The organism is Streptomyces humidus (genome assembly GCF_014649655.1).
Classification (GTDB): Bacteria; Actinomycetota; Actinomycetes; order Streptomycetales; family Streptomycetaceae; genus Streptomyces; species Streptomyces humidus.
In genome coordinates, this window is the sequence record NZ_BMTL01000003.1 from 317,110 (window position 1) to 340,311 (window position 23,202).

Annotated in this window: 19 protein-coding genes; 14 read left to right on the top strand and 5 right to left on the bottom strand. The window is 73.1% G+C overall.

Translation table 11 applies throughout. From position 1 onward, the window contains the following. Positions 1 to 11: 11 nt before the first annotated feature. On the bottom strand, positions 12 to 854 hold the full coding sequence (locus IE239_RS04890; protein WP_190147996.1) for an endo alpha-1,4 polygalactosaminidase: 843 nt from the start codon (positions 852 to 854) through the stop codon (positions 12 to 14). Between the two features lie 384 nt (positions 855 to 1,238). Between IE239_RS04890 and IE239_RS04895 the strand changes: the two genes are divergently transcribed. From IE239_RS04895 to IE239_RS04925, 7 genes are all read left to right on the top strand, one after another. After that, on the top strand, positions 1,239 to 2,783 hold the full coding sequence (locus tag IE239_RS04895) for a leucyl aminopeptidase (RefSeq protein ID WP_190147997.1): 1,545 nt from the start codon (positions 1,239 to 1,241) through the stop codon (positions 2,781 to 2,783). Between the two features lie 290 nt (positions 2,784 to 3,073). Beyond that, complete coding sequence (gene lpdA / locus IE239_RS04900; protein ID WP_190147998.1) at positions 3,074 to 4,462, top strand: dihydrolipoyl dehydrogenase; 1,389 nt, start codon at positions 3,074 to 3,076, stop codon at positions 4,460 to 4,462. Between the two features lie 66 nt (positions 4,463 to 4,528). Beyond that, positions 4,529 to 6,337, top strand: a complete 1,809-nt coding sequence (gene sucB / locus IE239_RS04905) for a 2-oxoglutarate dehydrogenase, E2 component, dihydrolipoamide succinyltransferase (protein WP_190147999.1) — start codon at positions 4,529 to 4,531, stop codon at positions 6,335 to 6,337. A 435-nt stretch (positions 6,338 to 6,772) separates the two neighbouring features. After that, the gene (locus IE239_RS04910; protein WP_190148000.1) at positions 6,773 to 7,396 is read left to right on the top strand and encodes a GntR family transcriptional regulator; all 624 of its coding nucleotides are present in this window, start codon (positions 6,773 to 6,775) and stop codon (positions 7,394 to 7,396) included. A gap of 292 nt (positions 7,397 to 7,688) precedes the next feature. Beyond that, entirely contained in the window at positions 7,689 to 10,394 is a 2,706-nt protein-coding gene (gene aceE / locus IE239_RS04915) for a pyruvate dehydrogenase (acetyl-transferring), homodimeric type (RefSeq protein ID WP_190148001.1), read from the top strand. A 203-nt stretch (positions 10,395 to 10,597) separates the two neighbouring features. Next, positions 10,598 to 11,581, top strand: coding sequence for a helix-turn-helix transcriptional regulator (locus IE239_RS04920; protein ID WP_190148002.1), 984 nt, complete (start codon positions 10,598 to 10,600; stop codon positions 11,579 to 11,581). A gap of 56 nt (positions 11,582 to 11,637) precedes the next feature. Then, the gene (locus tag IE239_RS04925) at positions 11,638 to 12,159 is read left to right on the top strand and encodes a DUF4240 domain-containing protein (RefSeq protein ID WP_190148053.1); all 522 of its coding nucleotides are present in this window, start codon (positions 11,638 to 11,640) and stop codon (positions 12,157 to 12,159) included. Here the strand turns inward: IE239_RS04925 and IE239_RS04930 are convergent. Further along, positions 12,149 to 12,973: a peptidoglycan recognition protein family protein gene (locus tag IE239_RS04930; protein ID WP_229877803.1), complete on the bottom strand. Its 825-nt coding sequence runs from the start codon at positions 12,971 to 12,973 to the stop codon at positions 12,149 to 12,151. The genes IE239_RS04925 and IE239_RS04930 overlap by 11 nt on opposite strands. 277 nt (positions 12,974 to 13,250) lie before the next feature. Here IE239_RS04930 and IE239_RS04935 point away from each other — a divergent pair, with 277 nt between their 5' ends. Then, the gene (locus IE239_RS04935) at positions 13,251 to 14,435 is read left to right on the top strand and encodes a MarP family serine protease (protein WP_190148004.1); all 1,185 of its coding nucleotides are present in this window, start codon (positions 13,251 to 13,253) and stop codon (positions 14,433 to 14,435) included. 18 nt (positions 14,436 to 14,453) lie between these two features. On the opposite strand, the gene IE239_RS04940 is transcribed toward IE239_RS04935, so the two are convergent. Further along, positions 14,454 to 15,023 (bottom strand): GNAT family N-acetyltransferase, encoded by a 570-nt coding sequence (locus tag IE239_RS04940; RefSeq protein ID WP_190148005.1) that lies wholly within the window; start codon positions 15,021 to 15,023, stop codon positions 14,454 to 14,456. Positions 15,024 to 15,094: 71 nt separating this feature from the next. Between IE239_RS04940 and IE239_RS04945 the strand changes: the two genes are divergently transcribed. Continuing rightward, a complete protein-coding gene (locus IE239_RS04945; protein WP_190148006.1) occupies positions 15,095 to 15,988 on the top strand; it encodes a TIGR01777 family oxidoreductase in 894 nt (297 codons plus the stop codon). Positions 15,989 to 16,149: 161 nt separating this feature from the next. After that, the gene (locus IE239_RS04950; RefSeq protein WP_190148007.1) at positions 16,150 to 17,568 is read left to right on the top strand and encodes an NAD(P)/FAD-dependent oxidoreductase; all 1,419 of its coding nucleotides are present in this window, start codon (positions 16,150 to 16,152) and stop codon (positions 17,566 to 17,568) included. 64 nt (positions 17,569 to 17,632) lie between these two features. Here IE239_RS04950 and IE239_RS04955 read toward each other — a convergent pair whose 3' ends face one another. After that, complete coding sequence (locus tag IE239_RS04955; RefSeq protein ID WP_190148008.1) at positions 17,633 to 19,153, bottom strand: NsdA family TPR-like regulatory protein; 1,521 nt, start codon at positions 19,151 to 19,153, stop codon at positions 17,633 to 17,635. Between the two features lie 244 nt (positions 19,154 to 19,397). On the opposite strand from IE239_RS04955, the gene lipB reads away from it, so the two are divergent. From lipB to IE239_RS04975, 4 genes are all read left to right on the top strand, one after another. After that, the gene (lipB, locus tag IE239_RS04960; RefSeq protein ID WP_190148009.1) at positions 19,398 to 20,195 is read left to right on the top strand and encodes a lipoyl(octanoyl) transferase LipB; all 798 of its coding nucleotides are present in this window, start codon (positions 19,398 to 19,400) and stop codon (positions 20,193 to 20,195) included. A gap of 86 nt (positions 20,196 to 20,281) precedes the next feature. Further along, positions 20,282 to 21,247, top strand: a complete 966-nt coding sequence (lipA, locus tag IE239_RS04965; protein WP_190148010.1) for a lipoyl synthase — start codon at positions 20,282 to 20,284, stop codon at positions 21,245 to 21,247. Between the two features lie 301 nt (positions 21,248 to 21,548). Beyond that, positions 21,549 to 21,749: an SCO2195 family GlnR-regulated protein gene (locus tag IE239_RS04970; RefSeq protein ID WP_171396819.1), complete on the top strand. Its 201-nt coding sequence runs from the start codon at positions 21,549 to 21,551 to the stop codon at positions 21,747 to 21,749. A 97-nt stretch (positions 21,750 to 21,846) separates the two neighbouring features. Next, complete coding sequence (locus tag IE239_RS04975) at positions 21,847 to 22,551, top strand: DUF4191 domain-containing protein (protein WP_190148011.1); 705 nt, start codon at positions 21,847 to 21,849, stop codon at positions 22,549 to 22,551. A 106-nt stretch (positions 22,552 to 22,657) separates the two neighbouring features. On the opposite strand, the gene IE239_RS04980 is transcribed toward IE239_RS04975, so the two are convergent. Then, positions 22,658 to 23,125: an RDD family protein gene (locus IE239_RS04980; protein WP_190148012.1), complete on the bottom strand. Its 468-nt coding sequence runs from the start codon at positions 23,123 to 23,125 to the stop codon at positions 22,658 to 22,660. Positions 23,126 to 23,202: the final 77 nt, after the last annotated feature.

Here is a 23,202-nt window from a genome sequence, read left to right on the forward strand (position 1 = left end):
CTGACCGCCCGTCAGCAGGCTTCGCGCCACGCTCCCAGTTCGTACTTCTTCAGCAGCGAACTCAGCTTCAGGCGGCGGGAGTCGGCGCAGAAGGCCTTCGTGGGCAGTTCGTACTCGACGTGGAAGACGGCCTTGCCCGCGTCGATGAAGGGGGTCAGTTCCGCGCACTCGCCGTACTGGGCGCACTGTTCGTTCACCGCGAAGTCGAAGTCGCCGACGAGGGCGGGGATCTGGTCGAGGTCGTTCTTCAGGCCGACGGACATGCCGCGCTCATGGGCGAGGCGGGCGACCAGGCGGTTGTAGCGCAGCTGGTCGGCGGCCTCGAGCGGGAAGCCCGTGGTGTTCCGGTAGCCGTCCATGTTGTCCGGCTCGACGGCGTCGAAACCCTTGTCGCGGCACATGTCGAGGCGGGCCGCCAGCAGCGGTTCCAGGACGTCGACCCTGCGGATGTCGAGCCAGCGCTCGCCCTTCCAGCCGTTGCCCTCGCCGATCACCGACGCGGGGAACTTCTTCGCGTCGGGCCGCCAGTCCTCCCAGGCACCGGTGGAGAGGTAGCAGACGACCTTGCGGCCGTCGTCGTGCAGGCCGGCCACCGTGGCCGCGTCGTGGTCGAAGCCGTCGATGTCGTAGACCGGCGCGTCGACGGAGGTGTCCAGCCGGCCGCTGAGCTGCCACTGCCAGCCGACGCCGGGGGCCGGTCGCCACCACGCGCCGCCCGACGAACCGCCGCCCGACGGACCGCCCGCCGCCGGGTGCGTGGCTGCCGGGCCCTTGCGCGGTCCGTCGTCGGGGGCGGCGGAGCAGCCCGCGAGCAGCAGGACGAGAAGGGGCAGCAGGACGGTCGGGCGTCTCACCGGACGGACTCCAGGTTGGGCGGCGGCGTACCCGGACGATGATCGCTCATCCCCGCGCCGAACGGCGCGGCGGCGGTCACCCCGGCGGTACCGCGACGCCGGCAGCCCGGAACGGCACGAGAACGACTACTACACGCCGTTTCACCGCGGGCTCGGGCCGGCAAGTGGCCACGACGCCGCCGACGGGTGAACACTCGCGTGCATGAGCGAACGCACCCGCACGCGTACGCTCGTTCCGGGTTCGCTCCGCCGGTCCGCCGCGCCGGTGAGGCACACCCCGGATGCGACCGCGCCCACGACCCGGATCTAGGGTCGGCCCTGGGCCCGGTCGACCCACACCCTCCGACCACAGCAACTCCACATCGGAAGCGAGATTTCACCACCGTGACTGCTCTCACTCTCAGCACCGCCGCGGCGCCCGGCCTGCGGGCCGACGCGATCGTGATCGGTGTCGCCAAGGGCACAGCCCCCAGGTCCGGGGACCTGATCGTCGCCCCGGGCGCCGAAGCCGTCGACAAGGCGTTCGACGGCCGGCTCGCCGGCGTTCTGGAAACCCTCGGGGCTTCGGGCGCCGAGGGCGAGGTGACGAAGCTGCCCGCCCCGGCCGGCTTCAAGACGCCGCTCGTGCTCGCGGTGGGGCTGGGCTCCGAGCCCGAGAAGGACGCCGCTTTCGACGCCGAGGCGCTGCGCAGGGCGGCGGGCTCGGCAGCCCGCGCCCTCACCGGCGCCAAGAAGGCCGCCTTCGCCCTGCCGGTGACCGACGCCGCCGACATCGGCGCGGTCGGCGAGGGCGTGGTGCTCGGCGCGTACTCCTTCGACGCGTACAAGCAGACCGCGCGCGACGGCGACGCCAAGGCCAAGAACGACAAGGCGCCGCTCGCCGAGGCCGTCCTCCTCGGCGGGAAGCCGCGCGACGCCGCGCACAAGGCCGCGCTCGCCCGCGCCGCCACCGTGGGCGAGGAGCTCAACCGCGCCCGCGACCTGATCAACATGCCGCCCAACGACCTCGACCCCGAGGCGTTCGCCGCTCTCGCCCAGACGGCGGCCAAGGAGCACGGCATCAAGATCCAGGTGCTCGACGAGAAGGCCCTCGTCAAGGGCGGCTACGGCGGCATCCTCGGCGTCGGCGCCGGCTCGGCCTCCGCCCCGCGCCTGGTGAAGCTGTCGTACACCTCCTCGAAGGCGAAGAAGCACCTCGCCTTCGTCGGCAAGGGCATCACCTACGACTCGGGCGGCATCTCGCTGAAGCCGGCCGGGCACAACGAGACGATGAAGTGCGACATGAGCGGGGCGGCGGCGGTCTTCGCCGCGGTCGTCGCGGCCGCGCGGCTCGGCCTGGAGGTGAACGTCACCGGATGGCTGGCGCTCGCCGAGAACATGCCGTCGGGCTCCGCCACGCGCCCGGGCGACGTGCTGCGCATGTACAGCGGCAAGACCGTCGAGGTCCTCAACACGGACGCCGAGGGCAGGCTGGTCCTCGCGGACGCGCTGTGGGCGGCCTCCGCGGAGAAGCCGGACGCGATCGTCGACGTCGCGACCCTGACCGGCGCGATGATGCTGGCGCTGGGCAGCCGCACCTTCGGCATCATGGCCAACGACGACGCGTTCCGCTCGGCGGTGCACGAGGCCGCCGAGGAGGTCGGTGAGCCGGCGTGGCCGATGCCGCTGCCGGAGCACCTGCGCAAGGGCATGGACTCCACCGTCGCCGACATCGCCAACATGGGCGAGCGGATGGGCGGCGGGCTGGTGGCCGGTCTCTTCCTGCGCGAGTTCGTGGGCGAGGGCGTCACCTGGGCCCACCTGGACATCGCCGGGCCGGCGTTCAACGAGGGCGGCCCCTTCGGGTACACCCCCAAGGGCGGCACCGGCACCGCGGTGCGGACGCTCGTGCGGCTGGCCGAGCTGACGGCCTCCGGCGATCTCGGATGACGTTCGCCTGACGATCGGCGTCGCGTCGTACGTGCGGCTCCGCCGCGTGGGAGCCGGTCGCGCCCACGCGGCGGAGCCGCATACCGGGACAGCCCCCCGCCCGCTCGGGACGCTCGTCCGAACGTGGGACGTCTCACACCCCGGCCCCGTGTCTCGTCGGGCTCCGACAAGTGCGAGGATGGGGCTCGGCAGGACAGGGCCCCCACCACAGGGCCGTACAGAGCGGCCGGACACCAGCCGCCGACCGGTCACTGGAGACCGGCGTGGCGCACATGCATGGAGGACGTGACGTGGCGAACGACGCCAGCACCGTTTTCGACCTAGTGATCCTCGGCGGTGGTAGTGGCGGTTACGCCGCGGCCCTGCGCGGGGCGCAGCTGGGCCTGGACGTCGCCCTGATCGAGAAGGACAAGGTCGGCGGCACCTGCCTGCACCGGGGTTGCATCCCCACCAAGGCCCTGCTGCACGCGGGCGAGATCGCCGACCAGGCCCGCGAGAGCGAGCAGTTCGGCGTCAAGGCCACCTTCGAGGGCATCGACGTCCCCGCGGTCCACAAGTACAAGGACGGCGTCGTCTCCGGCCTGTACAAGGGCCTGCAGGGGCTGATCGCCTCCCGCAAGGTGACGTACATCGAGGGTGAGGGCCGGCTGTCCTCCCCGACCTCCGTCGACGTGAACGGACAGCGCGTCCAGGGCCGTCACGTGCTGCTGGCGACCGGCTCCGTGCCGAAGTCGCTGCCGGGCCTGGAGATCGACGGCGACCGGATCATCTCCTCGGACCACGCCCTCGTCCTGGACCGCGTGCCGAAGTCGGCGATCATCCTGGGCGGCGGCGTCATCGGCGTCGAGTTCGCCTCGGCGTGGAAGTCCTTCGGCGCCGACGTGACGGTCGTCGAGGGCCTCAAGCACCTCGTCCCGGTCGAGGACGAGAACTCCTCCAAGCTTCTCGAGCGCGCGTTCCGCAAGCGCGGCATCAAGTTCAACCTGGGCACCTTCTTCTCGAAGGCCGAGTACACCGCCGACGGCGTCAAGGTCGTCCTGGCCGACGGCAAGGAGTTCGAGGCCGAGGTCCTGCTGGTCGCGGTCGGCCGCGGGCCCGTCTCCGCGGGTCTGGGCTACGAGGAGCAGGGCGTCGCCATGGACCGCGGCTACGTCCTGGTCGACGAGTACATGCGCACCAACGTCCCGACGATCTCCGCGGTCGGCGACCTGGTGCCGACGCTCCAGCTCGCGCACGTCGGCTTCGCCGAGGGCATGCTGGTGGCGGAGCGTCTGGCCGGCCTGAAGACCGTCCCGATCGACTACGACGGCGTTCCGCGGGTGACGTACTGCCACCCCGAGGTCGCCTCCGTGGGCATCACCGAGGCCAAGGCCAAGGAGATCTACGGCGCGGACAAGGTCGTCGCTCTGAAGTACAACCTCGCGGGCAACGGCAAGAGCAAGATCCTCAACACCTCGGGCGAGATCAAGCTCGTCCAGGTGAAGGACGGCGCGGTGGTCGGCGTCCACATGGTCGGCGACCGCATGGGCGAGCAGGTCGGCGAGGCCCAGCTGATCTACAACTGGGAGGCGCTGCCCGCCGAGGTCGCGCAGCTCGTCCACGCCCACCCGACGCAGAACGAGGCGCTCGGCGAGGCCCACCTGGCCCTGGCGGGCAAGCCGCTGCACTCGCACGACTGACCCTCGGTCGAGACACGTCGAAGCGACGACCCAGACTTCCGCAACTCGTAAGGAGCAACCGAAACCATGGCGGTTTCCGTAACCCTTCCGGCGCTCGGCGAGAGCGTCACCGAGGGCACCGTCACCCGCTGGCTGAAGGCCGAGGGTGAGCGCGTCGAGGCCGACGAGCCCCTGCTCGAGGTGTCGACCGACAAGGTCGACACCGAGATCCCCTCCCCCGCAGCCGGCATCCTGGCCTCCATCAAGGTCGCCGAGGACGAGACGGTCGAGGTCGGCGCCGAGCTGGCCGTGATCGACGACGGCACCGGTGCGGCTGACGCCCCCCCGCCTGTGGCTGAGGCCACAGAGCCGGCCCCCGAGCCGGCCCCGGCCGCCCAGCCGTCCACCGAGCAGGCGGCCCCGGCCCCGGCGCCCACTCCCGAGGCCGCCGCCGGCGGCGGCTCCGCCGAGGGCACGGACGTGGTCCTGCCCGCGCTCGGCGAGTCCGTCACCGAGGGCACCGTCACCCGCTGGCTGAAGTCGGTCGGCGACTCGGTCGAGGCCGACGAGCCGCTGCTCGAGGTCTCCACCGACAAGGTCGACACCGAGATCCCGGCGCCCACCTCGGGCGTGCTGCTGGAGATCACCGTCGGCGAGGACGAGACCGCCGAGGTCGGCGCCAAGCTGGCCGTCATCGGCGCCCCGGGCGCCGCTCCGGCCGCTGCCCCGGCCCCCGCCGCTCCGGCCCCGGCGCCCGCCGCCGAGGCCCCGGCGCCCGCTCCGGCAGCTCCGGCTCCCGCCGCCCCGGCTCCGGCCCCGGCTGCTCCGGCGCCCGCCCCGGTCGCCGCCGCCCCTGCCGCGCCCGCCCCGGTCGCCGCCGCCCCTGCCGCGCCCGCGCCGGCTGCTCCGGCTCCGGTCACCCCGGCTCCCGCCGCCGCCCCTGCCGCGGCCGCGCAGGCGAGCGACGAGGGTGCGTACGTGACCCCGCTGGTGCGCAAGCTCGCCGCCGAGAACGGCGTCGACCTGGGCTCCGTCAAGGGCTCCGGCGTCGGCGGCCGCATCCGCAAGCAGGACGTCCTCGCCGCCGCCGAGGCCGCGAAGGCCGCCGCGGCCGCTCCGGCTCCCGCCGCCGCCCCGGCCGCCGCGAAGAAGGCCCCCACGCTGGAGGCCTCCCCGCTGCGCGGTCAGACCGTCAAGATGCCCCGCATCCGCAAGGTCATCGGCGACAACATGGTCAAGGCGCTGCACGAGCAGGCGCAGCTGTCCTCGGTCGTCGAGGTCGACATCACCCGCCTGATGAGGCTCCGCGCGCAGGCGAAGGACTCCTTCGCCGCCCGTGAGGGCGTCAAGCTGTCCCCGATGCCGTTCTTCGTGAAGGCGGCGGCCCAGGCGCTGAAGGCCCACCCGGCCGTCAACGCCCGGATCAACGTGGACGAGGGCACGATCACCTACTTCGACACCGAGAGCATCGGTATCGCGGTGGACTCCGAGAAGGGCCTGATGACCCCGGTCATCAAGCACGCGGGCGACCTGAACATCGCCGGCATCGCGAAGGCCACGGCCGACCTGGCGGGCAAGGTCCGGGCCAACAAGATCACCCCGGACGAGCTGTCCGGCGCGACCTTCACCATCAGCAACACCGGCTCGCGCGGCGCGCTGTTCGACACGATCATCGTGCCGCCGAACCAGGTCGCGATCCTCGGCATCGGCGCCACGGTCAAGCGTCCGGCCGTCATCGAGACGGAGGAGGGCACGGTCATCGGCGTCCGCGACATGACGTACCTGACCCTGTCCTACGACCACCGTCTGGTGGACGGCGCCGACGCGGCCCGTTACCTGACCGCGGTCAAGGCGATCCTGGAAGCCGGCGAGTTCGAGGTCGAGCTCGGCCTGTGATCCAGGGGTCGTACACGGGGCGCCCCCGTCCGGAACTCTCCGGGCGGGGGCGCTCCGCTGTCCGTTCCGGCGCCCGCTCCCCCGACGGCGGACGGGCCGCCTTCGAGCCGTCGACCGTCGCCGTCGGCCGACGCCCTCCCACCGCGGCGCGCCTGGACACGGGCCCCGCACGGCGGCATCGGCCCCGAGGAGCCGGCCCTCGTCGGCCACGCACCGCGCGCGGTTCCTCGGCCGTCGGACCGCGTCCGCGCCGTCCGGCGTCGCACGGCTGGGCCTCGCCCCGCAGTCGACGGGCTCTCGCCGCAGGGGTGTGTAAGGCTCGTCTCACCTGCGTAAAAGCGCCCCCGCGCGCCTCTCCTCCACGGGTCCTCGGCCGTATTGTCTAAGCGTCAACGCCTCGGGGCCGATGGGCGGCCCCTGCTCGAAGGAGCTCTCATGACCGCGCCCGTCGTCCACTCGCTGCGCGAACAGATCCGCGAGCACATCGTGGAGGGGATCGTCAGCGGGCGCTGGCAGCCGGGCGAGCGGATCGTGGAGCGGCGGATCGCCACCGAGCTGGAAGTGAGCCAGACACCGGTGCGGGAGGCGCTGCGCGAGCTGGAGTCGCTGCGGCTGATCGAGTCCGCCCCGAACAAGGGCGTGCGGGTGCGCAATCTGACGGCGGCCGATCTGGAGGAGAGCTATCCGGTGCGGGCCGGTCTGGAGGCGATCGCCGCGGAGCTGGCGGCCCCGGCGCTGGCCGAGGACTGCTCCGCGCTCGAGCCGCACGTCGCCGCCCTCTACGAGGCCGACCGCGTCTCCGACGGCACGGCCCAGGTGCGGCACACCGTCGGCTTCCACCGGGAGCTGGTGCGCGCGGCCGGGAACTCCGTGCTGCTGCACACCTGGGAGGGCCTCGGCATCGAGGTCTTCACGGCGCTGTCCATCCGGTGGCTCGGAACCGTGCAGCAGTCGTACGCGGAGGAGCACGACGAGCTGGTGCAGGCGTTCCGGCGGCGGGATCCGCGCATCGCGGACCTGGTGAAGGCGCACGTGCTGGGCTGCGCGCCGCGCCCCTGAGCGCCGCTGCCACAGTCGAGCGTAATGACGCTCACCTGCGGAAACAGCCCAAAACGGCGGCACGGGGTGCCTGACCGTAAGGCACCCCGTGCCGACTTTCCCGTAATCGCGAGGTTTTGCCCTTCGACCCTTTGATCGATCATCGATCAGGGGGTTACAGTCACCGACGGGCCGCTGGCGGAGCCGCACACCGGCGTCGCACCAGCGCCCCACGCCCTGTCCTGCCAAAGACCAAGGGCACCCCCCCGAAACACCTCACAGGGAACCCCCTTCGACTGAGGAAGGCGGCGACATGACCGACCCCCAGGCCATCCAGCCGAGCGCGCTCGACCAGCTCCCCGACCGGGATCCGGAGGAGACCGCCGAATGGCAGGCCTCCCTGGACGCGGTCGCCAAGGCGGCCGGGCCGCACCGTGCCGCGTACCTGATGCGCCGCACGCTGGAGCGGGCCGAGGGCAACGGCATCGCGCTGCCCAAGCTGCTCGAGACGGACTACGTCAACACCATCCCCACCGCCGCCGAGCCGTCCGCGCCCGGCGACCCGGAGATGGAGCGCAGGATCACCGCGTGGAACCGCTGGAACGCGGCCGCGATGGTCACCCGCGGCAGCAAACACGGCGTCGGCGGCCACATCGCCACCTTCGCCTCCGCGGCCTGGCTCTACGAGACCGGCTTCAACCACTTCTTCCGGGGCAAGGAGGCCGACGGCTCGGGCGACCAGCTCTACATCCAGGGCCACGCCTCCCCCGGCATCTACGCCCGCGCCTTCCTCGACGGCCGGCTGACCGAGCAGCACCTGGACAACTTCCGCCAGGAGGCGGGCGGCGCGGGCCTCCCGTCCTACCCGCACCCGCGGCGGCTGCCCTGGCTGTGGGAGTTCCCGACGGTGTCGATGGGTCTCGGCCCGCTCTCCGCCATCTACCAGGCGCGCTTCAACCGCTATCTCACCAACCGTGCCGTCAAGGACGTCTCCGCCTCCCACGTGTGGGCGTTCCTCGGCGACGGCGAGATGGACGAGCCCGAGTCGACGGCGGCCCTCGCGCTCGCCGCCCGCGAGGGTCTCGACAACCTGACGTTCGTCATCAACTGCAACCTCCAGCGCCTCGACGGCCCGGTCCGCGCCAACTTCAAGATCGTGCAGGAGCTGGAGGCCCAGTTCCGCGGCGCCGGCTGGAACGTGATCAAGTCGCTGTGGGGCTCCGCCTGGGACGAGCTGTTCCAGCTCGACACCACGGGCGCGCTGGTGCGCCGGCTGCGCGAGGTGCCGGACGCGCAGGTGCAGACGTACCAGACGCGCGACGCGGCCTACATCCGCCAGGACTTCTTCGGCAAGGACCCGGCGCTCGCCGAGATGGCGAAGCTGCTGAGCGACGACAAGATCCTGGAGTGCTTCCACCTTTCGCGCGGCGGTCACGAGGCCGGCAAGGTCTACGCGGCCTACAAGGCGGCCGTGGAGTTCAAGGGCGCTCCGACGGTCATCCTGGCCCAGACGGTCAAGGGTCACACCCTCGGCGAGGGCTTCGCGTCGAAGAACGCCAACCACCAGATGAAGAAGCTCTCGGTGGACGAGTTCAAGGCGATGCGCGACCTGCTCGAGCTGCCGATCTCCGACGCGCAGTTCATCGACGGCGTCGTCCCCTACGGCCACCCGGGCGCGGACGCCCCCGAGGTCCGCTACCTCCAGGAGCGCCGCGCGGCCCTCGGCGGTCCCGCGCCGGCCCGCCGCACGCACGCCCTCGCACCGCTGCCGGCCCCGGCCGACAAGACGTTCGCGTCGTTCGACAAGGGCTCCGGCTCGCAGAGCGTTGCGACCACCATGGCCTTCGTCCGCCTGATCAAGGACCTGGTCCGCGACAAGGAGACCGGGAAGCGCTGGGTGCCCATCGTCCCCGACGAGGCGCGCACCTTCGGCATGGAGAGCCTGTTCCCGTCGCTCGGGATCTACTCCCCCAAGGGCCAGACGTACGAGCCGGTCGACCGCGACCAGCTGATGTACTACAAGGAGGCCGAGAACGGCCAGATCCTCAACGAGGGGATCACCGAGGCCGGTTCGATGGCCGACTTCATCGCCGCATCGACGTCGTACGCGACGCACGGCGAGGCGATGATCCCGTTCTACATCTTCTACTCGATGTTCGGCTGGCAGCGCACGGCCGACCAGATGTGGCAGCTCGGCGACCAGCTCGGCCGCGGCTTCCTCGTCGGCGCGACGGCCGGCCGGACGACCCTGACGGGCGAGGGCCTCCAGCACGCCGACGGCCACTCGCCGGTCATCGCCGCGACCAACCCGGCCGCTCTCAGCTACGACCCGGCGTTCGCGTACGAGATCGCGGCGATCGTCAAGGACGGTCTGCGCCGCATGTACGGCGAGGCGGCCCCGGGTGAGGACCAGAACGTCTTCTACTACCTCACCGTCTACAACGAGCCGATGCCGCAGCCGGCCAAGCCCGCCGCGCCCGGCGTGGACGAGGGCATCCTCAAGGGCCTGTACCGCTTCAACACGGCGGAGTCGGCCGGCGTGGAAATCGCGGCGGCCAACGCCCCGCGCATCCAGCTGCTGGCCTCGGGCACGGCGATCCACTGGACGCTGAAGGCGCAGAAGCTGCTCGCCGAGGAGTGGGGCGTGGCCGCCGACGTGTGGTCCGCGACCTCCTGGACCGAGCTGCGCCGCGACGCGCTGGAGGCCGACGCGGCCCTCCTGCGCGGCGAGGAGCGGACGCCGTACGTCCGCCGGGCGCTGCAGGGCGCCGAGGGCCCGGTGCTCGCGGTCTCCGACTACATGCGCCAGGTGCCGGACCAGATCGCGCAGTGGGTCGAGCAGGACTGGTCCTCGCTGGGCGCGGACGGCTTCGGTCTGTCCGACACCCGCGAGGCGGCCCGCCGTCACTTCGGCGTGGACGCGGAGTCGGTCGTCGTGGCGGCACTGGCGCAGCTCGCCCGCCGCGGCGAGGTCAAGGCGTCGGCGGTGAAGGAGGCCCGCGAGCGGTACGGCCTGTAGGCGGCCGGCCGATCGCGGCGTCACGGGGGGGTACGGCTTCGGCCCGTACCCGCTTCGCCGTCACGGGCCCGCGGCGAGCGGCGCACCCGCCCCTCGACCGCCTCACGGCCGTGAGCTTCGGGGCGCGGCCCGGCGCCGGCCCCGCGCGCGGGCCGGAGGGGGCGTCGCGCCCCGTTGTCGGCGGGGCCCGGCATCATGGGCGCATGCGTGCTGCCCGCCTCATCAAGATGGTGCTCCTCCTGCAGTCCCGGCCCGCCATGACCGCCGCCGAGCTGGCCCGGGAGCTGGAGGTGTCGGAGCGTACGGTCACGCGGGACGCGCAGGCGCTGTCGGAGGCCGGCGTGCCGGTCTACGCGGAGCGGGGCCGGGCCGGCGGGTACCGGCTCGTCGGCGGGTACCGGACCCGGTTGACGGGGCTGGGGCGCGGTGAGGCCGAGGCGCTGTTCCTCAGCGGGGTGCCGGGGGCGCTGCGCGAGATGGGGCTGGCGGACCTCGCCTCGGCCGCGCGGCTGAAGGTCTCGGCGGCGCTGCTGCCGTCCCTCCAGGACGCCCCGCGGGCGGCGGCGCAGCGGTTCCATCTCGACGCGCCCGCGTGGTTCCGGGAGCCGAAGGCGCCGGCGCTGCTGCCGCTGATCGCGGACGCGGTGTGGGACGACCGGTGCGTCCGGGCCCGCTACCGGCGCGGCGACCGGGAGGCGGATCGGGAGCTGGAGCCTTACGGGCTCGTGCTCAAGGCGGGGGTCTGGTATCTGTGCGCCCGGGTGCGGGGCGACGGCGGCGGTGCGTTCCGGACGTACCGGATCGACCGGTTCGTCGACGCCGAGGCCCTGAAGGATCGTTTCAGCCGGGACGAAGAGTTCGACCTCCCCGCGTTCTGGGCCGAGCAGGCCGAGCGCTTCGCGCGGTCGATCCTGCGGACCGAGGTGGTCGTGCGGCTGTCGGAGGCGGGGATGCGCGCGCTGCCGCACACCGTGGACCCGGTGGCCGCCAGGGACGCGCTGGCCGCCGCCGGGGAGGCGGACGCCCGGGGGTGGGTGACGGTCACGCTGGGCGTGGAGTCGCAGGACGTGGCGCACGCCCAGCTCACGGCGCTGGGGGCGGAGGCCGAGGTGATCTCCCCGGCGCCCCTGCGTGAACGGTTCGCCGAGGACGCGGCAAGACTGGCGGAGTTGTACCGGCCGGCGTGAGAATCCCCGGCACTCCGGGTGCGTCCCGCACGGTCAGGCACGATGCTGGACGCGTGATGGACGAGACGGAGTTCTGGGAGCTGGTGGACGCCTCCCGCGAGGCCGCCGAGGGCGATCCCGAGGAGCAGGCCGACCTGCTCGTGGAGCGGCTGCTGGGGCTGGACCCGGAGTCCGTGCTCGACTTCGCCCGGCACTTCGAGTCCCGCTACAACCGCGCCTACCGCTGGGATCTGTGGGGCGCCGCGTGGCTGCTGCTGGACGGGGCGAGCGACGACGCCTTCGACTTCTTCCGGTGCTGGCTCATCGGGCAGGGCCGCGAGGTCTTCGAGGGCGCCCTGCACGGCGACCCCGACTCGCTCGCCGATCTGCTGGACGACTTCGACGAGGAGATCGACGGGGACGGCGAGGAACTGGGATACGCGGCCGACGAGGCCTACGAGCGGCTCACCGGCGACGTCGCCCCGGACCTCGGCATCCCGCCCCCGCCCGCCGAACCCGAGGGCACGCCCGTCGACTTCGAGAACGAGGCGGCGCTGGCGGAGCGGTATCCCCGCCTGTGGCAGCGCTTCAAGGAGTGACCTGCGGGGAGTGCGCGCCGGGGAGTGCGCGGCTGCTGTTCGTCTCGGGGGCTCCTGTGGGCGCCGGTGCCGCCGTTCTGCCCTGGAGGCGAGCCGCAGCCCGGCGGATCTCGGGGAGGCGCGCGGCGAGCGCGGCGCCGGGGCAGCTGGTCATGTAGGCGTCCCGGTGCCCGGCCAGGGCGGGGAAGGCGGCCGTGGTCCCGGCGGCGTACCGGCTGCGGCTGTTGCTGGAGGTGAGCCGGGCGTCCGCCCGTGGGTCGACGCCGGACAGGCCGAGCTTCCAGGCGGTCAGGGCGGCGATCGCGTCGACCATCGCCCGCGGGACCGGGACGCCGGAGGTGAACGTGCCGAGGGCGGCGATGCCGGCCGTGCGGTGGTTGAAGCCCTGGGTGTGGGCGCCGGTGACGGGACGGTCCGTACCGCCCGCGCGGCCTTCGTAGATGGTGCCGCAGCGGTCGACGAGGAAGTTGTAGCCGATGTCGTCCCAGTCCCTGGCACCGGTCTGGCCTGCGTACAGATAGCGGATGATGCGGGGCGCGTCGGCGCAGTCGTAGCCGTTGGGCGAGTCGGTGTGGTGGACGAAGACGGCGACGACCTTGTCGTCGTAGCGCGGGGGCGGCTGCGCGTGGCGGGTCAGGTCGTCCAGCCAGGCGGCGCGGGGCACGATGGGCGGCCGGGCCGCCCGGTGGGCGGTGGCGGCGCGCGCGTCGGCCGTCCGGGCGGGCGGCGCGGCGCGGGCGGCGTGCTCGACGCCGCCCGCGCACAGGCCCAGCGCGGCGACGGCGGCGAGGCCGGGCAGACAGCCCAGGAGCACGAGGAAGGGGCCCGGTATCCGCGCCGGGAACCGTCCGCGTCCGCCGCGCGCGGCGCGGGTTGCCGGTCGGAGGGCACACATGACTCCACTGTCGGCCGGTTCCGGTCCGTGCGCGATGTGTGCTGTGCCACCTGGTGGAACCATCCTCCTGGTCCACGCCGTTCACGAGGTGCGCGCGCAGGTGGCGGGTGTCCGCCGTCACGCGCGCGTGAGCGACGGGTACTGATCACTGGGCCCGTCCCGCACGTACTAGGGGATCTGAGAGAAAGGGGGCCGCGTGGACCTGCTCGACATCCTGCTGGCGCTGGTCGTCCTGGCCTACGCCGCTTCCGGCTACCGGCGCGGGCTGGTGGCCGGATGCGTCTCGCTGGCCGGGTTCGTCGGCGGCGCGGTGATCGGCGTGTGGGTCCTGCCGTGGCTGATGGACCTGGTGACGCCGGGAACCACGGCGGCGACGGTGACGGCGGTGTTCGCGGTCCTGGTCCCGGCGGTGGTGGGACACGAGCTGGCGGGCCGGCTGGGACTGCGGCTGCGCCGCGAGCTGGACCGGGGGCCGCTGCGGGTGGCCGACGGGGTCGGCGGGGCGGCGGCGAACACGGTGGCGGTGCTGGTCGTGGCGTGGGTGGCGGCGAGCGTGCTGGGCGCGTCCTCGTCGCCGTTGGTCACGTCGTCGATACGGGACTCGCGGCTGCTGGGGGCCGTGCAGGACGCCATGCCGGACACCACGCCGACCTGGTTCTCGCGGGCCACGTCGGCGCTGACCGAGGCGGGGTTCCCGCAGGTCTTCAACCCCTTCGAGAACGAGTCGACGGCCGAGGTCGCCAGGCCCACCGGCGACAGCGTCACGGCGCGCGCGACCGAGGCTGCCAGACGGAGCACGGTGAAGATCGAGGGCGCCTCGGGCGACCAGGGCCGCGAGGGCAGCGGCTTCGTCTACGCGAGCGAGCACGTGATGACCAACGCGCACGTGGTGGCGGGCATCGACCGCCCGACGGTGCGGATCGGCGGCGTGGGCCGGTCGTTCACCGCGCGCGTGGTGCTCTTCGACCCGGACAGGGACGTGGCCGTGCTGTATGTGCCGCAGCTGCGGGCCCCCGTCCTGAGCTTCGACGACGCCGCCTCGCGCGGCGACTCGGCGGTGGTCGCCGGCTATCCGCAGGACGGCGATCTGAACCTGCAGGCGGCCACGGTCGCGGGCCGGGTGAAGGCCACCGGCCGGAACATCTACAACGACGACGTCGTGACCCGCGAGATCTACTCGATCCGCTCAACGGTGCGCCCGGGCAACTCCGGCGGTCCGCTGCTGACCACGACGGGCCGGGTCTACGGCGTGGTCTTCGCGCGCTCCACCTCCGACGACGAGACGGGGTACGTGCTGACGGCGGCCGAGGTCGCCGACGACGCCGAGCGTGCGGCGACGGCCACGCGCGCGGTGGACACGGGCGAGCTGACGACCTCGTGAGCACCGCGCCCGGCGACGTCAGACCGGCCGGCCCATGAACACGTCGTCCACGTACGTCCCGTCCAGCAGGAACTCCTCCAGGAGCACCCCCTCCACCACGAACCCCTCGGACTCGTAGAGCCTGCGCGCGGGGGCGTTGTGGCCGAGGACGCGCAGGGTGAGCCGGCGGGCGCCCTGCCGGCGGGTCTCCTCGACCGCGGAGCGGAGCAGCGCCCTGGCGACGCCCCGGCCGCGAGCCTCGTCCAGGACCGCGAGGCCCTGGATCTGCCGGACGTGCGCGTTGCAGGCCAGCGAGGTGGGCAGGACCAGGCGGAGGTATCCCACGACGCGGCCGTCCAGTTCGGCGACCAGATGGTCCTCGGGGACGTGCCGCTCGTCGAAGAAGGGCGCGTACGGCGGCTGCGGCCTCGGCATCACCGCGTGCAGCGGGGACCAGGTGACCCGGTCGACGGCGGCCAGCGCGTCCTCGTCGGCGGACAGCGCGGGGCGTATGCGGAGTACGGGCTTCCCGGCCGGCGCGGGCGACTCGGAGGGCGCGGCCGGCCGGGGTGAATCGGACGGCGCGGAGGGCACGGGTGACTCGGGCATGGCGGTCACCCTAATGCGGGCAGGCCGCGCCCGGACGGAGGTTTTACCCGGTCCGCGGGCAGGATGAGCGCATGGAACGTATGCGAATCGCGGTGGCCGGCGCGTCCGGCCTGATCGGCAGCGCCCTGGTGCGCTCCCTGACCTCGGACGGCCACGAGGTGCGCCGGCTGGTGCGTCATGAGCCCCGGAGCGCGGACGAAGTGCGCTGGGACCCGGAGAAGGGGCGGCTGGACCCGGCCGGGCTCGCCGGATGCGAGGTCGTGGTCAACCTGGCGGGCGCGGGCGTCGGCGACCGGCGCTGGACCGACGAGTACAAGCGGCGGATCCACGACAGCCGGGTGCACGGCACGGCCGCGCTGGCGACGGCGCTCGCCTCGCTCGACCCCGCGCCGCGGGTGTTCGTCAACGGCAGCGCGATGGGTCTCTACGGCGAGACGGGCGACCGGATCGTGGACGAGGACTCGCCTGCCGGGACCGGCTTCCTGCCGGAGCTGTGCGTGGAGTGGGAGGCGGCCGCGGCACCGGCGCGGGACGCGGGCGTGCGGACGGTCCTCACCCGCACCGGGCTGGTGGTGGCCCGCGGCGGCGGGGCCTGGGGCAAGCTGTTCCCGCTGTTCAGCGCCGGGCTCGGCGGGCGGATGGGCGACGGCCGGCAGTACTGGTCGTACATCGCCCTGCACGACGAGGTGGCGGCGATCCGGCACCTCATCGACCGCGACGACCTGTCGGGGCCCTTCAACCTGACCGCGCCCGAGCCGCTGACCAACCGGGAGATCACCGCGGCGATGGGGCGGGTGCTGCACCGGCCGACGCTCTTCCCGGTGCCGGCGCCGGTGCTGCGCACGGTGCTGGGCGAGATGGCCGGGGACGTGCTGGGCAGTGCGCGGGTGGTGCCCAGGAGACTGCTGGAGTCAGGGTTCGTGTTCGCGTTTCCCGGGATCGAGGACGCCATCCGGGCCGCCTGATTCTCCTCGCGACCGCATGCGACCGCCGTGCGACCGTGCCCTGCCCATGCGCGACTGTTCCTGACCGTTCGCGGCCCTAACCTCGATCCGAACTCGGGTATCCGGGACGGCTGTTGGGGGCATGACGTTTCCAGCGGCCGCGCAACCTCGAGGAGGGGCACGTGCTTGAGCCCGCGTACCAGGCAGACGTCGTCGTGGTGGGAGCCGGGATCGCCGGCCTCTCCGCCGCGCACCGCCTGACCAGAGCAGGAGTGACGACCGCGGTCCTGGAGGCAGCCCCTTGCGTGGGCGGCCGCATGTCGACGGAGAAGGTCGACGGGTTCCGGCTCGACCGCATCGGGCAGCTGCTGTCCACGGCGTATCCCGAACTGGCCTCCGCACCGGGGCTGGACGCGCTCGTGCTGCGTCCGTTCGCGCCGGGGGTGCTGCTGCACAGCCACGGGCGTCATCACCGCGCCGGCGCGCAGGTGGGCACGGGGAGCGCGAGGGGCGCACTCCACGCCGTACGCGCCCTGGCGAGCGCTCCGCGGCCGGGCGCCCTGCCCAGGCCGCGCGCCGGCGGCTCCCTGCCCGCGCAGGGCCGTCCGGCGGCTCCGCCCAGGGTCCGGGCGGGCGCGCCGCTGGGCACCGCCGTGGACCAGGCCCGGCTGGGCGCCGCGCTCACCCGGCTCGCCGTCACCCCGGTCGAACGGCTGCTGCGCCGCCCCGAGTCGGCGGCCGCGCACGCCCTCGCGGCCCGCGGTCTGCCCGCCCGCACCGTCGACGGCTTTCTGCGTCCGCTGCTCGCCGCGCTGCTGTGCGACCCGGACCTGACCACCTCCAGCCGCTGTGCGGATCTCGCGCTGCGCGCCTTCGCGGCCGGCCGGCTGGCGCTGCCGGAGGGCGGGGCCGAGGTGCTGCCGGAACTGCTCGCCCGGGCGCTGCCGACGGGGGCCGTGCACACCGGGGTGCGGGTCACCGCGGTCTCCACGACCTCGGTGACCACCGCCGAGCACGGCGAGTTCCGCTGCCGCGCCGTCCTGGTGGCCACCGACGCGCGCACCGCGGCCGAGCTGCTGCCCGGGCTGCGGGTGCCCGGCTTCCACCCGGTGACGGTCGTCCACCACACGACGGACGAGCCGCCGCCGACCGGCGCCGCACTGCTCCTCGACGCCGACCGGGGCGGCCCGGTCGCGCACACGGCGGTGGTCAGCCGGGTCGACCCCAGCCGCGCGCCCGAGGGGCGCACGCTGATCTCGTCCACCGTCCTCGGCACACCGCCGCCGGGCGTCGACACCGCCGTCCGCATGCATCTGTCACGGCTGTACGGCGTCTCGACCGCGCGGTGGGAGACGCTGGCGGTGCACCACACCGCCGAGGCCGTGCCGACGATGCGGGCGCCGCACGACCTGCGCCGCGCGGTGCGGCTGCTGGCGGGCCTGTACGTGTGCGGCGACCACCGGGACACCAGCACCGTGCAGGGGGCGCTGCACTCGGCGCGCCGGGCCGCGTCGGCGATCGTCTCGGACCTCGGCGCCGCCGGTTCCCTGAACACGGCCGACCCGCGCCCGACATCGCGCGCGGAGCGGGCGGCGGCGTGAGCGGGGGCACGTCCTCGCGGACCCCGGGGTCCGCGAGGACGTGCCCGCCCACCGCCAGGACGCGTCAGCCCAGCGCGGCCACCCTGTCCCGGTAGGTGCGGACCGGCGCCGCGTCCTTGTACGGCTCCAGCCTGCGTTCGAAGTCCCTGACGTACTCCAGGGCCCGCACGGACCGCATCTCCGCCGCCTGCCCGGCGGCCTCCGCGGCGAGCTGGCACGCCTGGTCGAGTTCGCCGAGGCCGAGCCGTGCGGAGGCGAGGACGACCCGGCAGAACACCCTGCTGCGGGCATGGGCGGCGGGACGCAGCTGCAGCGCGCGCTCCGCGTGCTGCGCCGCCGCCCGGAACTGCTGGAGGTCACGGTGGCAGTGCCCGAACTCGTCGGCCAGCTGCGCCTCGTCGAAGAAGCGGGCCCAGTAGGGCGTCTCGTCGCCGGACTTGGCCGTCTCCAGCGCCCGTTCGGCGCGCACGAGGGCCGCGGTGGAGGCGCGCACCTCGCCGAGCACCCCGTGCCCGCGCGCCTCCGCCGAGTGCAGCAGGGCCTGCACGACGGGCGGGGCGCCCGAACCGACGCCCTGCTGGGCCACCCGCGCGAGCTGCACCGCCTCGCGCCCGTGGCCCAGGTAGACCGCCTGGCGGCTCATGGTGACGAGCACGAAGGACCCGTACGCCCGGTCCCCGGCCACCTGGGACAGCCGCAGAGCCTGGACGAAGTAGCGCTGGGCCAGGCCGTGCGCGGCGATGTCGAAGGAGGTCCAGCCCGCGAGGCGGGTCAGGTCGGCGGCCGCGCCGAAGAGGCGGCGGCCGGTCTGCTCCCCGTACGTTCCGCGCAGCATCGGCTCGCACTCGTGCTCCAGATACCGCACGAGGGCCTGGCGTGCGTGGCCGCCGCCGTATCTGTCGTCGAGGGTGCGGAAGAGCTCGCCGACCGAGCGCAGCGCGGCGATGTCACCGCCGGTGACCCGCTGGCCGGGGCCGCGTTCGCTGCCCTGGCCGCGCGGCCGGGGCACGGCGGCCGGTCCGGACCCCGCCCGCGCGGGGGGCGCCGCGGGCGGCGGGGCGGCGAGGCGCCGGGGCGCGGCGGGCCGGCCGCCCGGACCGCTCTGGAGGGGCACCCGGGCAGGCGCCTCGCTGCGGGCGACCTTGTCGTCGGGCCGCCCGATCAGCCAGTCCCGGCTGGGCACGACGAGCCCCGCCGGGGTGAAGGCGATCTTGCGCAGCTCTGCGTGGCTGCCGGAGTCCTTGCGCCAGAGTCCGCCGACGATGTCGATGGCCTCCTCGGGGGTGCCGGCGAACTCCAGACCGGCGTAGACGGGGGCGCACGCGTCCAGGCCGAGGTCCTGGGCGGTCAGACGGCGGCCCAGCCGCCGGGTGAAGACCTCGGCGATCAGGGCGGGGGTGGTGCCGCGGGGCTGCTGTCCGCGCAGCCACCGGGTGACGGACGTCTTGTCGTATCTGAGGTCCAGCCCGTGTTCGAGGCCGAGCTGATCGACGCGACGGGCCAGTCCCGCGTTGGAGAAGCCCGCTTCGGCGATGAGCGCGGCGAGCTGGCGGTTGGGAGTGCGCTGCGCGGGTCGGTCCGTCATCTGCGGTGCGATCTCCTGCCTCCCGGGCCGGTGACGTGCCCGGATGAAGTGCGCTGATGCGGCGATCAGCCCTTTTGGCCTCGTGAACGGCGCGAATGTAGCGGAGAGTAAGCACCCGGTCGCAAATCTCCGCTTTCATTCATCCGATCGTGTGAGGATTGACCATGGAGCTGACGCGGAGCGCACGGACGTACAGTGGCTTGGGCGCGGGATGCGCCTGACGACTTCCAGGGAGGCGCTTGCCGTGAGCGAGTTGCGGTTCGTCCGGATGGGGTTCGGGGAGAACGCCGTCGACTACCAGCAGGCGTGGGACGAACAACGCCGTGTGCACGCGGCGCGCTTCGCCGACGAGGTCCCGGACACCGTGCTGCTCCTGGAACATCCCCCCGTCTACACGGCCGGCCGGCGCACGGCGGCCGACGAGCGGCCCCTGGACGGCACCCCGGTCGTCGACGTGGACCGCGGCGGCAAGATCACCTGGCACGGTCCCGGACAGCTGGTGGGCTACCCGATCCTGAAGCTGCCGCGTCCGGTGGACGTCGTCGCCCATGTGCGACGCCTGGAGGACGCCCTGATCCGGACGTGCGCGGAGTTCGGCCTGGAGACCACCCGGGTCGAGGGCCGCAGCGGGGTGTGGGTGCTCGGCGATCCGGTGGAGCGGCGTCCCCCGCTCGGCGGTCTGTCGCTGGACTTCGACCCCCGGCTCACCGACGAGGAGTTCGATCCCCGGCTGAACGGTCCGGAGTACGCCCCCTCCAACGCCGGCCAGCGGCGCGAGGACCGGAAGATCGCCGCGATCGGCATCCGGGTCGCCAAGGGCGTCACCATGCACGGCTTCGCGCTCAACGTGAACCCGGACAACAAGTGGTTCGACCGGATCATCCCGTGCGGGATCCGGGACGCGGGCGTCGCCTCGCTGGCGAACGAGCTGGGCCGGGACGTCACGATCGCGGAGGTGCTGCCCGTCGTGGAGCGGCACCTCACGGACGTCCTGGAGAACGCGGACCCCAAGCCGCGCGAGATCGAGCGGGCCTCGGCCTGACCCGGGGGCCGGCACCACCGCCGGACTTTCAAATCCACGGGCGTACGCTTGAGGACGCCGAAGAATCAATCGCTAGGGAGCCGGTCGTGTCCGCAGTCGCACCCGACGGACGCAAGATGCTGCGCCTGGAGGTCCGCAACAGCCAGACCCCCATCGAGCGCAAGCCCGAGTGGATCAAGACCCGGGCGAAAATGGGTCCCGAGTACACGAAGATGCAGAACCTCGTGAAGAGCGAGGGGCTGCACACCGTCTGCCAGGAAGCCGGCTGTCCCAACATCTACGAGTGCTGGGAGGACCGCGAGGCCACCTTCCTCATCGGCGGCGACCAGTGCACCCGGCGGTGCGACTTCTGCCAGATCGACACCGGCAAGCCCGAGGCGCTGGACCGTGACGAGCCCCGGCGCGTCGGCGAGTCCGTCGTCACGATGGACCTGAACTACGCCACCATCACCGGCGTCGCCCGCGACGACCTGGCGGACGGCGGGGCGTGGCTGTACGCCGAGACCGTGCGCCAGATCCACGCGCAGACCGCCGAGCGGGAGGCCGGGCGCACCAAGGTGGAGCTGCTGGCCCCCGACTTCAACGCCGTCCCCGAGCAGCTCGCGGAGGTCTTCTCCGCACGGCCCGAGGTCTTCGCGCACAACGTCGAGACCGTGCCGCGGATCTTCAAGCGGATCCGTCCCGGCTTCCGTTACGAGCGTTCGCTGGGCGTCATCACGGCGGCCCGCGACTACGGGCTGGTCACCAAGTCGAACCTGATCCTCGGCATGGGCGAGACCCGCGAGGAGGTGAGCGAGGCGCTGCGCCAGCTGCATGACGCGGGCTGCGAGCTGGTCACCATCACGCAGTACCTGCGGCCCTCCGTGCGCCATCACCCGGTGGAGCGCTGGGTGAAGCCGCACGAGTTCGTGGAGCTGAAGGAGGAGGCCGAGCAGATCGGCTTCTCCGGCGTGATGTCGGGCCCGCTGGTACGGTCCTCCTACCGCGCCGGACGCCTTTACCGGATGGCCGTCGAGAAGCGCGGTTCCTTCATCGCCACCCAGGCTGTCTGACGCGACGTCACCTCTCTTGCGCCGTACGGCCGCAAGCCAAGTGTGTGAACTCGCGCACAAGTCACTACTCGCCAGTAGTGGCCGATTGGACGCGGTCCCGACCGTCCCCGCAGATGAGGACGTACGTCGGGGCCGCGTCAGCTTTCCGGCCCCCCGCATCAAGGTTTCATTCGCGTTTGACCGGTCGGTCACGCCCTGGTAACACCGAACAGTGACGCTGGTATCACGTCACGTGGAACACACCCCGCACCACCCTCGTACCGCCCCGTGCCCGAACCCTGTTCCGAGGGGGACACCCGCCATGCAGGCCGCGCCCGTTCGCGCCACCGCGATCCCGACCTTCAGCACCGCACTGCGCGCCGTCGAATCGCTGCTCATGAGCAGCGGTCAGCGCACCGCCCGCCGCAACGCCTGGACCTCCGTGCTGGAGGACCGCCGTCGCGCCAAGGACCGGGTCGAGGCGCAGCGCGTCCTCGAAGCGGTCACCTCCGCCCGTCCCTGACCGGCCCCCTCCCCACACTCCCCACACCTCCCCGCACCGTCCCGCACCTCCCCTCCTGCCGTCGTAGGCGCTTCCGGGGCCACGTAGACTTCGTGGCATGGCGAGAAGTGACAGCGCGGCGGACGCCGCTAACCCCGGGCGACTGAAGCAGATCGCCCTGACGTTCAAGATGACCCGCAAGGCCGACAAGACGATCGGTTTCGTGCTCGCGGGTGTCTTCCTCCTCACGTTCGGCGTCTTTCTCGCGATCGGCTTCCTGATCGACCACCCGGTCTACCTGGGTATCTTCGGCTTCCTGCTCGCCTTCCTGGCGACGGCGATCGTGTTCGGACGCCGGGCCGAGCGGGCCGCCTTCGGCCAGATGGAGGGCCAGCCGGGCGCGGCGGCGGCCGTCCTCGACAACGTCGGCCGGGGCTGGACGACCACCCCCGCGGTGGCGATGAACCGCAGCCAGGACGTGGTGCACCGGGCCGTCGGCAAGGCCGGCATCGTCCTGGTCGCCGAGGGCAACCCGAACCGGGTCAAGAGCCTGCTGGCCGCCGAGAAGAAGAAGATGAACCGCATCGTCGCGGACGTTCCCGTGCACGACGTGATCGTCGGCACCGGCGAGGGCCAGGTCGAGCTGAAGAAGCTGCGCACCACCCTGCTGAAGTACCCGCGCGTCCTGACCGGCCCGCAGGTCACCGCCACCAACGACCGGCTGCGCGCCCTGGGCGACCTGATGAGCAACATGCCGCTGCCGAAGGGCCCGATGCCCAAGGGCATGCGGCTGCCGAAGGGCGGCGGCGGCAAGGCCCGCTGAGTCCCGGCTTTCGCACGCGATACGCGGAAGGGGCGCCCGGATCACTCCCGGGCGCCCCTTCCGCGTGCGTGGGCGCCGTCGTGCAGGGGCGCCACGGTGCGACGGCTCAGGCGCGCACCTCGACCGTGCGGGCCAGCCGGTCGTGCAGTCCGCGGCCGTCACGGTCCCAGACGAGGGCCGGCACCGCCAGGCAGAGCAGCACCGTGCGCACCGCGGAGCGCAGAGGGCTGACGGCGCCGGTGTCGACGGAGACCACCCGCAGGCGGAAGAGGCGCTTGCCCGGTGTGAAGCCGATGGTGCCGACGGTCAGGAGACTCATCACGAGGAAGACCAGCAGCGCCCAGTTGCCGGTCGCGGGCCGGTAGCCGTCGGTGATCAAGCTGTATGCGATCAAGACGCTGAGGCCCCAGTCCACCGCGAGCGCGCCCAGCCGCCGTCCCGGACGGGCGATCGAGCCCGGCCCCTCCTGCGGCAGGCCGAGCTGCTCGCCCCGGTATCCGAAGTCGACGCCGGCGTCCTCGGCGGCCGCGCGGGGCCCCGAGAGCCATGAGCCGATTGCATCCCTGTTGTCCACGCGTCCACGGTACTGCGCCCGTTTCGCGATACGGGCAGGTGGGGTACACCGGACGGGGTCCGGTTAACTTGTGCGAA

Excerpts from the sequence above, each read along its gene's own strand:
- IE239_RS04975 (WP_190148011.1), top strand. The coding sequence starts at position 21,847 with ATGGCGAGAAGTGACAGCGCGGCGGACGCCGCTAACCCCGGGCGACTG.
- IE239_RS04945 (WP_190148006.1), top strand. The coding sequence starts at position 15,095 with ATGGAACGTATGCGAATCGCGGTGGCCGGCGCGTCCGGCCTGATCGGC.
- IE239_RS04920 (WP_190148002.1), top strand. The coding sequence starts at position 10,598 with ATGCGTGCTGCCCGCCTCATCAAGATGGTGCTCCTCCTGCAGTCCCGG.
- aceE (WP_190148001.1), top strand. The coding sequence starts at position 7,689 with ATGACCGACCCCCAGGCCATCCAGCCGAGCGCGCTCGACCAGCTCCCC.
- sucB (WP_190147999.1), top strand. The coding sequence starts at position 4,529 with ATGGCGGTTTCCGTAACCCTTCCGGCGCTCGGCGAGAGCGTCACCGAG.
- IE239_RS04955 (WP_190148008.1), bottom strand. The coding sequence starts at position 19,153 with ATGACGGACCGACCCGCGCAGCGCACTCCCAACCGCCAGCTCGCCGCG.
- IE239_RS04925 (WP_190148053.1), top strand. The coding sequence starts at position 11,638 with ATGGACGAGACGGAGTTCTGGGAGCTGGTGGACGCCTCCCGCGAGGCC.
- IE239_RS04910 (WP_190148000.1), top strand. The coding sequence starts at position 6,773 with ATGACCGCGCCCGTCGTCCACTCGCTGCGCGAACAGATCCGCGAGCAC.
- IE239_RS04970 (WP_171396819.1), top strand. The coding sequence starts at position 21,549 with ATGCAGGCCGCGCCCGTTCGCGCCACCGCGATCCCGACCTTCAGCACC.
- IE239_RS04940 (WP_190148005.1), bottom strand. The coding sequence starts at position 15,023 with ATGCCCGAGTCACCCGTGCCCTCCGCGCCGTCCGATTCACCCCGGCCG.